We start from the raw sequence: 14,033 nt of genomic DNA on the forward strand, positions 1-14,033 counted from the left end.
GGTTATCTTGGAAAAATACTGCATAAATTCTTGGAATCAAATTGTTGAATTGCTAAATAGTGATGCAAAACAAGGAATTAGTGAAAATGATTGTGGAGCATTAAGAGCAAAATATGGAACAAATAAAATTGATTTACCAAGTGGAAATAAAATCTATAGACATATATTTAATGCATTAAAAGAAAAATCAGCAATTATATTTATAATAATTGTAATACTTTTATTTGTGCTTAAAAGTTTTTTGTATGGTGGAATATCAGCCTTAATATTAATTGTCAATTTAACATTAACAATTAGGCATACTATTAAAAGAGACAGAGAAATTGGGACACTAGAAAGATTAAATTTTGCACAGACAACTGTTATAAGGGATGGTGTTCAAAAAACTATTAGATCAGAAGAATTGGTAATGGGGGACATAGTTAAGTTTAGCAAAGATTCTGTTATTCCAGCGGATATAAGAATAATAAGTGCAACTGAATTAAAGGTTGATGAAAAAAATATAACTGGAGAAGCCTTTTATAAGGAAAAGTTTGAAAATAAAATAATAGGAAGCATATATTCACTAACAGATATGAAGAATATATTATTTAAAGGATCTGCAATAAAATCAGGTAGTGGGACAGGTATAGTAATATCTATTGGAAATTCTACTCAACTAGGAAGAATGCTAGCAATGCTTACCTATGCAAGCAATAGAAAACATAATTTTGGAGCAATGATATATAGTACTTTAGAAAAATATTTAATAGCTTATTTTGTAGGAATCATAATTATTGGATCATATTTAGTTTTTACTGGTCAAGAGACGCAAAAGAATTATTTTGCAACAGCATTGTTTTTACTTGCATGCTTTCCAATTACAATAATTGCAAAATTAGTGTTCAATAGAGTGATTAAAAACTTTTTAGATGATGATATTGAAATAATCAATTTTTCAGTATTCAATTTAGTGAAGGATGTAAATATTTTATTTTTGGATAAAGTTGGAGCTATAACCAAAAGGGAAATGATTGTAAAAAAAATGTATATTAATAATGATATAATCGCAAGTAATGACCCTTATATTAAGGAAATAACTTTTGATAGAATAATCGAAATTTCTCTTTTATGTAATAATGCAGTTTATAATATTAGTGAAGAGGCTGCAAAGGGAGATTTAGACGAATTAGCTTTTATAGAATTTGCAGCAAAGAGGAATATTTTTAAGGGATCTGTAGAAAGTGCAAATTCAAAAATTCTAGAAATTCCAATGGATTCAGATAAGAGATTTTTGACTGTTGTAAGTAAGTTTCAAAGGAGATATAGAGCCAATACAAGAGGCAATGTTGATGCCGTTTTAGATCAATGTACTCATATTATGATAGAAGGTGTTGAAAAGGAACTTACTGAAGAATATAAGAATAGTGTAAAAGAAATGGATATGAATTTATCCATAGAAGGATTAATAACACAAGGTTTTGCATATAGGAATTTTACTTATGAACCATCCAAATCTGAGAATATAGAAAGTAACATGGTTTTTGTGGGTATCATAGGTTTAGAAAATCCCCTTGAAGATGATATTGAACATAGTATAAATCGTATTAAAGATAAGGCTATAGTACCAATTCTATTTACTGAAGAAAGCAAATTAAGTGCTATAACTAATGCAAAAAAGGCTAATATTATAAGAAATACTAATCAGGTAGTAGCAGGAATAGAATTAGATTCTCTTAATCACCAAGAACTTAAAGATTTACTTTGCAGGGTAAGAGTATTTTGTAGAGTAAATCCAGAAATTAAATCTAAAATAGTTTCTTTGTTTATAAAAGATGGACATAAAGTTGCAACAACAGGTGAGACATTAGGGGATTTACCAGCACTTAATTTATCAAATGTTGGAATAGGAAAAGGAAAAGCTTCTACAATAGTTAAAAAAGTTTCAGATGTTTTTATTCAAAAAAATTATATTGATGGATTTTTTAAGATAAGATATTTCTCAAGAGTTTTTGATAGAAATATAGATAGAGGCTTTAAAATATATTCAATGACAATATTAACAGAACTTTTAGTTTTACTAGGTACTCTCATTATTGGACAAACAGAATGTCTAGATTTTTGGAACGTAATAATTATAAATGGATTATTGCTTATACCATTGTCATTAATAATATTATTGAAAAATGGACGTGAAATTGGGAAAAATGAAGTGATAATTAGAGCTTTAATATTTAGCATAATTAACATGGTATCAATTTATAAAGTTGATGGTAAAGAGGCAACAATTGTACCATTAACAATAATATCAATGGAAATTTTATTGTATACATTATTTAATAGTAGTGTTTCTATTAGAAGATTTTCAAAGGAATTAACTATGGCAATGATTGCATTGCTAATAATTATTATTGGTATAGCTGGTGTTATTTTGATTAATAATATTATACCTAGATATATAATTGTAATTGAATTATCAGTATCAATAATATTTTTGATTATTTTTGAAATTTTAGCTAGAAAGTGGCAAAACTCATTAATGAGGTGAGTTGATGCTTTCTAAAAAAATAGCTGAAGTAGGAAATCCAATAATATATATTTTTTTATCTTTAGCGATTAGTTGTATTTCTTATGGAATATTTGAAGAATTTAGAGGGCTTACAATTTTTATTGTAGCCTTCTTTTTTATATCCATATTATATTATTGTGGTATTGAATTTACAGGTTTTATGATTGCTTTTTTTATTTTGGGATTTTTTTTGAATTATTCCTATTACAAAGTTCAAATTAATGTAACAGGAGAAGTAAGAATAATTCAAAAGAGTCAATATAATATTGTGGGGAATTATGGAGGAAAAAATATTACAATAGAAACTAATAAAAAAGATTGTAACATTGGAGAAATATACAATATTACGGGTAAGCTTGAGAAGGTGCAAGATAAAATTAATGGGATTGTTGGAATAGTTAAGCCTGAAAGAATGGATAAAACTAATGGAGATTTCATCACTAAACTTTATGATTTTAAGAGAAAAATATATGTAAGACTAGAAGATAATTTAGGGAAAAGAAAAGCAGGGTTAATATCATCAATTGCTTTTGGTTATTCTGATAATTTGGATTTTGAAGATAAAGATGATATGAAGACTTTAGGAATTATTCATAGTATAAGTGTTTCGGGATTGCATGTAGTTATAGTATATGGATTTTTAAGAATTTTTATGGGATGTAAGTTTGGAATATTAGGAACTATGCTTTACGTTATATTTACAGGGAGTAATTATTCTTGCTTAAGAGCCTTTGTAATGCTTGCATGTGTTGAGGGGGGGAAGATTTTAAAAAGAAATAACAGTTCCATTTCTGCATTATGTTTTTCGGCTACAATTTTAATTTTATATCAACCTTTTAGTATTTTTAATATTTCTCTTCATTTATCTTATCTAGCTACTTTGGGCATAGTTATGTTTAATAAGAAAATTAATGATTTATTATATAAATTGCATAACAAATTGAGAACATCTTTGAGTTTAACTTTAAGTGCTCAAGTTTTTTCATTGCCATATTTAATTTTAATATTTAAAGATTTCTCAGCAAATTTTATTGTTGGTAATTTGATATTAGTTCCTGTAGTTGACCTTATGGTTATTACAGGAAACATATTGCCTCTGGTATATATATTTCCAAAGTTATTTGATTTCTGCAGCTATTTAAATCTTATTATCATAGAGATATTTGATTGGTTAGTAGATATTATAAGTATAATTTCATTACCAACAGTTTATGGAAATGAAAATATAGTTTTTGTGTACTTAGCTTCATTAATGAGTTTCTATTTTGTTAAAAAAGGTTATAGAAAATTTATTTATCTTCCTTTTCTATGTATTTTTACAGCATTAATTCAAATTTATAGCCCTATTCCTAATATTAAATACTATAAAGAAGGAGCTCTTTTGGTTTCTTATAAGTGGGAAAGATTACTTATGGTTAATAAGAGTCAGGTTGATATGAAAAGACTCTTGAAAATTACCTTTGCAACAAAAGCTTATAGAAAAGAAGGAAAAATAGTTATAAGTGGAATAGGTAATATAAAAGCACAAGGAAATAATTATGTATTGGAAACATTTAATAAAAAGTATCTATTAAAAATGTCAAATGGTGAAAAGGAATTAAAAGAATATGATATAATTAATTTTAAAGATGGAGTTATAAATGAAATATTTATAATCAATGGAAGTGTAATTTAAAGCACATTGAGTTATTATTAAATATACTTTAATATATAGATATCCAAAGCAAGAATTAGACATATGCGGAACTAACCGAAATTAAACACATATTTATTACAGCGGACTAATGAAATTTTCGCTGGATGGGTTCTAAGTGGAAGGTTGCACCCATTTCTGCATGTTCCTAAAGTAAATTTATGACAAGCAGAAAATGGAACAACCTTCCACTAATAACCATCACAGCTTAATTTCATATGCCGCTTGCACAAATATGTATCTAATTTCTAATGTAGTGTTACGATTATAATTTCTCAATGATACATGTATATTCCATTTATAAGTTTGATTATTAATTTGGATATCTATATATATTGCAAAAATAATTATTCATTGCCAATTTCAAAAATTTATAGTAATTCTAGTTATAATTGAGCGTTGAATATTGTTAATTATAATATATATAAATTAGGAATTGTTGCAGGAGAGGAAAATTAATTTGATTAACTATGATGTTTATGAACAAGAAATTTTAAAAGGAAATATTAAAAATGGATATGTATTTTGTGGATTAGATGAAGAGTTTATTAAAGATGGAATAGATTTAATAGTAAAAAAAGAAGTGCCAGAAGAATTTAAGGAACTTAATTTAATTCGAATAGATGGTATGAATACAAATTATGATGAAATTATGAATGCCTGTGAAACAATGCCTTTTATGGGGGATAAGAAAGTAGTTATTATTTATAGAGCGAATTTTTTGCAAGATAAAAGTGATTCTTCAGGTACTAAAATATATAATGAAATTAAAAATTATGTGTCTGATTTACCTCCATATACAATTTTGATAATGTATTATTTATTAAATGATAAAAGAGATAGACCAAATAAGAATAAAAAACTAGCTACTTTAGGAAAGTTTTTGCATGTTGTTCACTTTGATAAACTTAAGAAAGATAAGTATATAAAAAAAGTAGAAGGTGTATTTAAAGAAAAAGGAAAGCAAATTGGAAGAGTGGAATTGGCATATTTTTGTGAAAAGGTGCAGAATAACTTTGATATTATAAAAAGAGAAGCTGATAAACTTATAAATTATTGTAATGATAGAGAAATAAAAAAGGCAGATATTGATTTGCTTATGGCTTCTTCTAGTGAAGATGATGTTTTTGATCTAGTAGAATTAATAGCTATTAAAAAAATTGATAAAGCTATAGATATTATGAAGGAAATTTTGTATAAATCCGATCAACATATGCTCATAATTAGCTCAATTCAAAAACATTTTCTAAGATTATATGAAATTAAGCTGAAATTAGCTAAAGGCAAAAGAGTTGATGATTTTGTGGCAGAATATAGGCTTCCGCAGTTTGTATGTGAAAAATTAATTAGTCAAACTAGTAGGTTTAGCGAAAGACAATTGGCTGAATTGGTTAAATTATGTGTTAACACGGAAACAAAATTGAAATCCACAGGAATAGACAAAACTATGGAAATGGAATTTCTTCTTATTAATACTTTGATGGTAAAAAAATAATAAATAAAAATGCTCAGTTATTAAGATAACTGGGTATTTTTATTTATTATGAAGATAAAAATAACCCATCTATATTAGATGGGCTTTAAGATTATGCCATAGCGTGTAACCTAGCAGCTAATCTTGATTTCTTTCTAGCAGCCATGTTCTTATGTACTACACCTTTAGTAGCAGCCATGTCTAATGACTTAACAACTGCAGTGTAAAGAACTTTAGCATCTTCGTTATTCTTAGCTTCTATAGCAGCTTCAAATTTCTTTATAGCAGTCTTTAAAGCAGATTTGATCATTCTGTTCTTTAAAGTCTTAGTTTCAGTAACCTTAATTCTCTTTTTTGCTGATTTAATATTTGCCATTCTTAATTCACCCCCTTAAATTTTTATAGGGTCTCTTGCAGTTTTTGGGGAAATCTGCGTACGAGTTCATATTCAACAAACCTTATTATAACATCAGAACTTATGTAATTCAAGTATTAAATTCAAAGAAAAAGGAAAAATAAGACTGAATAAATTTATAACGAGGTGTTTATTATGATAAATGTTAGAACAGATTTGGTCCTTGAAGCAAGAGAATTATATAAAGAAAGTCATAAAGGTGAAAAAGACTTAGATGGAATTGAAGTAATAGAAGAGAGCGAAGATGATATTAGCGTAACTACAGTTAAAGTTAAAAATGAAGAGGGAGCTCAAAAGATAGGAAAACCAAAAGGGGATTACATAACTATTGATATTCCTAGCTTTACTGCATATGATGGAGAGACTATGGATAGAGTATCTAAAGTGCTGGCAGAAGTTTTAGGACGATTGATTAAAGTAGATGTTAAAAAGAATGCATTAGTTGTAGGACTTGGAAATTGGCAGGTTACACCAGATGCTTTAGGTCCAAAAGTTGCAGAAAAAATTATGGTAACAAGACATTTACAAACAGTAATGCCAGAAGCAATAGATGATTCTGTAAGACCTGTTTCTTCAATAGCACCTGGAGTATTAGGGATAACAGGGATTGAAACTGTTGAAATAATTAAAGGGGTTGTGGAAAAAACTAAGCCGGAGTTAGTAATTTGTGTAGATGCTTTGGCAGCAAGAAAGGTTCAGAGAGTTAACGCTACAATTCAAATTTCTAATACAGGAATTTCACCAGGTGCAGGAGTGGGCAATAATAGAAAACAAATTAATGAAGAAAATTTGGGTGTAAAAGTAATTGCTATTGGAGTTCCTACAGTTGTAGATGCAATTACGATTGCTAATGATACCATAGATTTGGTAATAGATTCGCTAATAAAGAATTCTTCAAGCGGAACTGATTTCTATAAGATGTTAAAATCTATTGATAAAAACGAGAAAGAAAGATTAATAAAGGAAGTAATATATTCAGAAACGAGTGGAGATATGATAGTTACACCTAAAGATATAGATTTAGTTATTAACTCATTATCAAAAATAATTGCCAATGGAATTAATATGGCTGTACAGCCAAATATGGATATGGAAGAAATAAATAAGTTTATGGGATGATTTTGCAGTTCACAGTTTACAGTTAGAAGATAAATTTTGGCAGTTTACAGTTTACAGTGCACAATTTTCAGTTGAAAGATAAATTCCTTTGGAATTTACTGAATGGGGATGTACACTCTTAATTAGAACTTATATATTTTAACAAGTATTTTAATTGATCAATAAAATCCAATTAATCTTTGCACTTAAAGTTAGAATAATTATGTAAATTTCATAATATACATATAAAAGTGTGGAGGTGAGATGAGGATGATATATATGGGCAGAGGAGGAAATAAAGGTGAAACTAGTAAGCTGTTAAAAGTAAAAGAAAATGTTAATATGGGATTTATAGTGATCGTATTAATTGCAAGTATATTATTTATAAGGCTTGGAACCGTACTTACAAATAATAAAGAAAGAGGGGCCTTTGCTTATGTTCAATTATTAAATCTAGGAATGCCGATAATTGAGTCTCAAGTTTACGATGAGGGGACTTATGCTGAAAATAAACTTTCGCTAAAAAATGTTTGTCTTCAAGTATTGGGAGTAGATAATATTACCTATAAGGGAATACTTCAAAGTGAAATTTCTTATTTAAATAGTGTTGAATATAAGGGATCTCAACCAACATTTATATTCAATCCATTTCAAATAAGTGAAGATAGTATTTCAAAATTGCCATCTAATGGCGATAGTAAAAATACAAAGATTTATGATCCTAGCTTAAAAAAGCAGTTAGATCAATCAAAACCTGAGGTATTAATATATCATAGTCATACTACTGAAAATTACAGTGCAACAGAACAGGATAGTTTAGATGAGAACACAAATGTTGTTGGAGTTGGTGATGTTCTTGCCAATGAACTTCAAGAGAATTATGGTATTTCTGTAATACATGATAAGACTAATCATAGTGTTTCTTATAATGACAGTTATACAAGATCAGGAGAAACGGTTGATAAATATTTGCAAAAATATGGAGACTTTAAAATGATTATAGATTTGCATAGAGATTCATTAGATGATAAGTCAGCGACAACAACAGAAGTTTATGGCATGAGTGCAGCTAAAATAATGTTTGTAAATGCTGAGAACAGTACAAGATACGCAAAAAATAAAGAGCTCACAGAAAAAGTGTTTAATAAGACCTCAGAGTTATTTCCGAATTTGCCGATAAAAATATTAACCTATCATAGAGGGAAAAATGCATTTAATCAAAGCAAAAGTGATGGATGTTTACTTTTTGAAATAGGTGCTAATAAGAATACTCCAGAAGAATCAAAAGTTACAGCACAGTGTATGGCAAGAGTAATTGCAGAAATCATAAACAAAAAGTGAGTAAAAAATAATAGATATATTAAAATCATGAGTTTAAATGAAAGAAATTTCAAAAGAAACTCATGATTTTTCGGAGCAGTAGATAGTTTTTTTGTAAAAATAAAACTATCTACTGTTTTTTAGCTTATCCTTCCAAATAAAATGCATGTATAATGTTTGATTTTTTACTTTATTTAGATAGGTAATTTGAATTAATAATCTTTATACAATCTTTATACAAATTAGCAAAGTTTAATCCAATCTTTATGTTATAAGGAGTATTATTCAGATATGGAAATTGAATATTAAAGGAGGAAGGATAATGTTGGATGTCATATTTTTCGCATTATTAATTATAGGATTTTGCTCTGTAAAATTTTTTGCTAATTGGTGTGAGAAACAAGTAAATAAATAAAAGAAATAATTGGGGGAATGTATATGTGGATGTTAATTGGAATTATAGTTTTACTTTTTGGATATTTAAGTTATGTACTATTTAATCCAGAAAAATTTTAATTATTAAAAGTAAAGCAGGAGGAATAATTTATGGAATGGTTACAAATAATAATATCTTTGCTACTTTTTATGCTAATCATAGTGCCACTTGGAAAATATTTATACTATGTTAGTACTGGTGAAAAAACATTTGCTGACAAGCTTTTTAATCCAATAGATAATTTAATTTATAAAATATGCAGAATAAATAAAGATGAAGAAATGAATTGGAAGGAATATGTTTTTTCTATTATAGCAGTTAATGCAGTTATGGTATTTATAGGATATATAATACTTAGAGCTCAGGGGGGGCTGTTTCTAAATCCAAATAAAATAGATGGAATGGAGCAGAGTTTATCCTTTAATACAATTATAAGCTTTATGACAAACACAAATCTTCAAGATTATAGTGGAGAATCGGGACTTTCTCATTTAAGTCAAATGATTGTTATTATTTTTATGATGTTTACATCAGCAGCAACAGGTTTTGCAGCAGCTCTTGCATTTATGAGAGGAATAATTGGAAAAAAGGGAATGGGAAACTTTTTCGTTGATATAACAAGAATAACAACAAGAGTTTTATTGCCATTCTCAATAGTAATAGGACTTCTTTTAGTAAGTCAAGGAGTACCGCAAACTTTATCAGGAACTAAAACAGTAACCACAATAGAAGGAAAAATGCAGGATATAGCAATGGGTCCTGTAGCAGCACTTGAAGCAATAAAGCACATAGGAACTAATGGTGGTGGTTTCTTTGGTGCTAATTCAGCGCATCCTTTTGAAAATCCTACACCTTTATCAAATTTAATTGAATTACTTTCTATGATGATGCTTCCAGGTGCATTAGTTTATACTTTTGGGTTAATGCTTAAAAATAAGAAGCAAGGATGGACAATATTTGCTGCAATGGCAGGAATATTTATTATTGCATTACCAATATGTTATTTTGCAGAAAAAGCAGGTAACCCAGCTTTAGCCCATGTCGGATTAAGCCAAGCTATGGGAAATATGGAAGGTAAAGAAGTAAGATTTGGAATAGCACAGTCATCATTATTTACTACGGTTACTACAGCTTTTACAACAGGAACTGTTAATAATATGCATGATTCATTAACACCACTTGGTGGGGCAGTAGCATTAATGAACATGATGCTTAATGTTATATTTGGTGGAAAAGGCGTAGGTTTTATGAACATGATAATGTATGCAATTCTTACAGTTTTTCTATGTGGACTTATGGTTGGAAGAACGCCAGAATTTTTATCGAAGAAGCTTGAAGGTAAAGAAATTAAATTAATAGCTCTAGCTATAATCATTCATCCGTTTTTAATATTAATGTTTTCAGCCTTGGCTTTGATTACTCCTCAAGGATTAGCAGGTATATCGAATCCAGGATTTCATGGTTTAAGCCAAATAGTTTATCAATTTACATCATCAGCCGCCAATAATGGTTCTGGATTTGAAGGAATGGCTGATAATACACTATTTTGGAATACTGCAACTGGAATAGTTATGTTTTTGGGAAGATATTTATCAATTATAATTCTTCTTTCAGTAGCGGGATCACTAGCAGGTAAAAGAACTATACCACAAACAACAGGAACTTTTAGGACAGATAATACAATGTTTGCAGTAACATTGATTGCTATTGTTTTAATAATTGGAGCATTAACATTTTTACCAGCATTAGCGCTTGGACCAGTAGCGGAACATTTAACATTGTGGCATTGATACCAAAACCTTGATTATTATGATATTGAAGACAAGGAGAATAATAATATGAGTAATGAAAAGAGAGAATCTAAATTTATTACAAAAGAAATATTAAATGAAGCAATTATAGAATCTTTTAAAAAACTTAATCCAAAATATATGATAAAGAATCCAGTAATGTTTGTAGTTGAAGTAGGATTTGTTATAACCTTATTGCTTACATTTTTACCAAGCTTATTCGGAGATAAAGGGAACAACCTACAAGTATACAATTTTATTGTGGCAGTAATACTCTTTATAACAGTACTTTTTGCAAATTTTGCTGAAGCAGTGGCAGAAGGACGTGGAAAAGCTCAAGCTGAAAATTTAAAGAAAATGCGTAAGGATACTGTAGCTAAACTTTTAAATTCTGATGGAACTACTAAAATTATAAATGCAAATGAATTAAAAAAAGGAGATGTAGTTTTAGTAGAAAATGGAGAGATAATTCCAAATGATGGTGAAGTTATAGATGGAATAGCGTCTGTAGATGAATCAGCTATAACTGGTGAATCAGCACCTGTTATGAAGGAACGTGGAGGGGATTTTGCCTCAGTTACAGGAGGCACAAAGGTTGTAAGTGACTGGCTTAAAATTGAAATAACAGCAACTCCAGGAGAATCTTTCTTGGATAAAATGATTTCTCTTGTAGAAGGGGCATCAAGACAAAAGACTCCAAATGAAATTGCTCTTAATACTGTACTTGTAAGCTTAACAATTATATTTCTTATAGTAATAGTTGCACTATATCCAATGGCACAATATTCCGGGGTTTCAATCTATATTTCTACCCTAATTGCACTTTTAGTTTGTTTAATACCTACAACTATTGGAGGGTTATTATCAGCTATTGGTATTGCAGGTATGGATAGAGTTACAAAATTTAATGTTATAGCTATGTCAGGAAAAGCAGTAGAAGCCTGTGGTGATGTTGATACAATGCTTCTTGATAAGACTGGAACAATAACCTTTGGTAACAGACTTGCTGCAGAATTTATACCTGTTGGAAATTCAGATAAAACAGAGTTAATAAATTATGCTGTAATATGCTCATTAAAAGATGATACACCAGAAGGAAAATCAATAGTTGAACTTGGCAGAAAGAGCGGTACAACAGTTAATGGAGAAGAATATAAGAATCAGGATTTTATTGAATTTACAGCTCAAACAAGGATGAGTGGCTTAGATTTACCAAATGGATTAAAGATAAGGAAAGGGGCTTCAGATGCTATAAAGAATAGAATAAAAGAACTTGGAGGAAATATTCCAAAAGATTTAGATGATGCTGTAAATGGAGTTTCAAAATTAGGTGGAACACCTCTTGTAGTTTGTGTTAATGAAAAAGCATACGGAGTTATATATCTTAAGGATACTGTTAAACCAGGTCTAGTAGAAAGATTTCAAAGACTTAGAGAAATTGGAATTAAAACAGTTATGTGTACAGGAGACAATCCTTTAACAGCAGCAACAATTGCTAAAGAAGCTGGTGTAGATGAGTTTATAGCAGAATGTAAACCAGAAGATAAAATTGCTGCAATTAAGAAAGAGCAGGAACAAGGTAAGCTTGTAGCAATGACTGGTGATGGAACTAATGATGCACCAGCTCTAGCACAGGCAGATGTAGGACTTGCAATGAATAGTGGAACTACAGCAGCCAAAGAAGCAGCAAACATGGTGGATTTGGACTCAGATCCGACAAAGATTCTTGAAGTGGTTGAAATAGGGAAACAGCTTTTAATTACAAGAGGAGCTTTAACAACTTTTAGTATAGCTAATGATGTAGCTAAATACTTTGCAATTATTCCAGCTATTTTTACAGTAGCTATACCTGAAATGCAGATTATGAATGTAATGGGACTTTCAACACCATATAGTGCTATATTATCAGCGCTTATATTTAATGCAATAATAATACCATTACTTATTCCAATAGCCATGAAGGGTGTAAAATACAAACCAATGAAAGCAGAAACTATGCTTCTAAGAAATATGCTTATTTTTGGAGGTGGAGGAGTGCTTGTTCCATTTGTAGGAATCAAAATAATTGATATTATTATTACGCCTCTAGTTAGGGTTCTTAATATAGGTTAAAGATAATTATCTATTCACAAATTAACAGTATGTATTTCAATAAAAAAGGAGACTTTTATATGAAAGTAATTAAAAAATCTATTCTCATAAGTATTACATTTATGATACTTTGTGGGCTTATATATCCTCTTTTAATGACTGGGATAAGTCAGTTGTTATTTAATAAACAGGCAAATGGGAGTATGATTGTAGCGGATGGAAAGGAAGTTGGCTCAGAGCTTATAGGACAAAATTTTACAGATTCAAGATTTTTTAGAGGAAGAGTCTCAGCTGTAAATTACAATACTTATACAGATGCAGATACAAAACCAGATGAAAGTGGAAAGTCAGCATATGTTGGAGTGGCTTCGGGATCTCAAAATTTAGCGCCCTCTAATGATTCACTTAAGGAAAGGGTTGAAAAAGATATTAATGATTTTTTAGCAGCTAATCCAAGTGTTAAGAAGGAAGATATTCCAACAGATTTACTTACAAGTTCAGGCTCAGGGCTTGACCCAGAGATAAGTCCCGAAGCAGCAATAATTCAAATACCAGGAGTTTCAAAAGCGTCTGGAATAAGTGAAACTGATCTTCATAAAATGGTGGATAAATACACAGTAGGCAGAAGCTTAGGGGTATTTGGAGAGCCTAGGGTAAATGTATTAAAAATTAACGTTGAAATAGCATCACTTTTAAATAAAAAGTAAATTGAGCTCTATACTCAATTTACTTTCTTAAAAGGAGGCGATTACTATGAAAAGAATCTTTTTTTTGTTCACATTTTTTATAATGGGTATTTCAATAGTTGGTTGTGATAATGATCCATATGCAGGGAAATATAAAACTTTCAATAATACTATTTTAGAACTAAGCTCAAATGGAAGGTGTAAGATGATTAATAATTTTTATAAGGAATCGTTTTATACTTATGGTAAATATACAATAAATAATAATGAATTAGAAATAACTTTTGACAAGGATAAAGAAAATTATTTAAGAGTTGAATCTTTGAAAGGAAAAGTTAAAGGATGTAATATAGAATTTTACGATTATTTGGGAAAAGGAAAAGAGTGTACTTGTTCTAAATTGTGATAGTGCAAACTGATGCTGATTAATATATAATTTAATAGAATAAATATAAAATTAAAGGAATGTTAGGAGTGATTTA

Annotated in this window: 11 protein-coding genes; 10 read left to right on the top strand and 1 reads right to left on the bottom strand. The window is 29.2% G+C overall.

Features of this window, described 5'->3' with window-relative positions; all coding sequences use genetic code 11:
- Nucleotides 1-7 precede the first annotated feature (7 nt).
- The 3 genes from CSPA_RS04410 (at nucleotide 8) to holA (ending at nucleotide 5,736) form a co-directional block, all read left to right on the top strand.
- The gene (locus CSPA_RS04410) at nucleotides 8-2,527 is read left to right on the top strand and encodes a P-type ATPase actuator domain-containing protein (RefSeq protein WP_015391003.1); all 2,520 of its coding nucleotides are present in this window, start codon (nucleotides 8-10) and stop codon (nucleotides 2,525-2,527) included.
- A 4-nt stretch (nucleotides 2,528-2,531) separates the two neighbouring features.
- The gene (locus tag CSPA_RS04415; RefSeq protein ID WP_015391004.1) at nucleotides 2,532-4,223 is read left to right on the top strand and encodes a ComEC/Rec2 family competence protein; all 1,692 of its coding nucleotides are present in this window, start codon (nucleotides 2,532-2,534) and stop codon (nucleotides 4,221-4,223) included.
- 478 nt (nucleotides 4,224-4,701) lie between these two features.
- Nucleotides 4,702-5,736 (top strand): DNA polymerase III subunit delta, encoded by a 1,035-nt coding sequence (holA, locus tag CSPA_RS04420; RefSeq protein WP_015391005.1) that lies wholly within the window; start codon nucleotides 4,702-4,704, stop codon nucleotides 5,734-5,736.
- A 91-nt stretch (nucleotides 5,737-5,827) separates the two neighbouring features.
- Here holA and rpsT read toward each other — a convergent pair whose 3' ends face one another.
- The gene (gene rpsT, locus CSPA_RS04425; RefSeq protein WP_015391006.1) at nucleotides 5,828-6,091 is read right to left on the bottom strand and encodes a 30S ribosomal protein S20; all 264 of its coding nucleotides are present in this window, start codon (nucleotides 6,089-6,091) and stop codon (nucleotides 5,828-5,830) included.
- A gap of 174 nt (nucleotides 6,092-6,265) precedes the next feature.
- Here rpsT and gpr point away from each other — a divergent pair, with 174 nt between their 5' ends.
- The 7 genes from gpr (at nucleotide 6,266) to CSPA_RS04455 (ending at nucleotide 13,957) form a co-directional block, all read left to right on the top strand.
- Complete coding sequence (gpr, locus tag CSPA_RS04430; protein ID WP_015391007.1) at nucleotides 6,266-7,249, top strand: GPR endopeptidase; 984 nt, start codon at nucleotides 6,266-6,268, stop codon at nucleotides 7,247-7,249.
- A gap of 249 nt (nucleotides 7,250-7,498) precedes the next feature.
- On the top strand, nucleotides 7,499-8,569 hold the full coding sequence (locus CSPA_RS04435; protein WP_015391008.1) for a stage II sporulation protein P: 1,071 nt from the start codon (nucleotides 7,499-7,501) through the stop codon (nucleotides 8,567-8,569).
- A 423-nt stretch (nucleotides 8,570-8,992) separates the two neighbouring features.
- Nucleotides 8,993-9,064 (top strand): K(+)-transporting ATPase subunit F, encoded by a 72-nt coding sequence (gene kdpF, locus CSPA_RS30950; protein ID WP_423219811.1) that lies wholly within the window; start codon nucleotides 8,993-8,995, stop codon nucleotides 9,062-9,064.
- A gap of 30 nt (nucleotides 9,065-9,094) precedes the next feature.
- Complete coding sequence (gene kdpA, locus CSPA_RS04440) at nucleotides 9,095-10,774, top strand: potassium-transporting ATPase subunit KdpA (RefSeq protein ID WP_015391009.1); 1,680 nt, start codon at nucleotides 9,095-9,097, stop codon at nucleotides 10,772-10,774.
- A gap of 48 nt (nucleotides 10,775-10,822) precedes the next feature.
- Nucleotides 10,823-12,886: a potassium-transporting ATPase subunit KdpB gene (kdpB, locus tag CSPA_RS04445; protein ID WP_015391010.1), complete on the top strand. Its 2,064-nt coding sequence runs from the start codon at nucleotides 10,823-10,825 to the stop codon at nucleotides 12,884-12,886.
- Nucleotides 12,887-12,945: 59 nt separating this feature from the next.
- Nucleotides 12,946-13,572, top strand: a complete 627-nt coding sequence (locus tag CSPA_RS04450; RefSeq protein ID WP_015391011.1) for a K(+)-transporting ATPase subunit C — start codon at nucleotides 12,946-12,948, stop codon at nucleotides 13,570-13,572.
- 46 nt (nucleotides 13,573-13,618) lie between these two features.
- Complete coding sequence (locus CSPA_RS04455) at nucleotides 13,619-13,957, top strand: hypothetical protein (protein WP_015391012.1); 339 nt, start codon at nucleotides 13,619-13,621, stop codon at nucleotides 13,955-13,957.
- The last annotated feature ends 76 nt before the right edge of the window (nucleotides 13,958-14,033 follow it).

It is taken from the genome of Clostridium saccharoperbutylacetonicum N1-4(HMT) (assembly GCF_000340885.1).
Taxonomy (GTDB): domain Bacteria; phylum Bacillota; class Clostridia; order Clostridiales; family Clostridiaceae; genus Clostridium; species Clostridium saccharoperbutylacetonicum.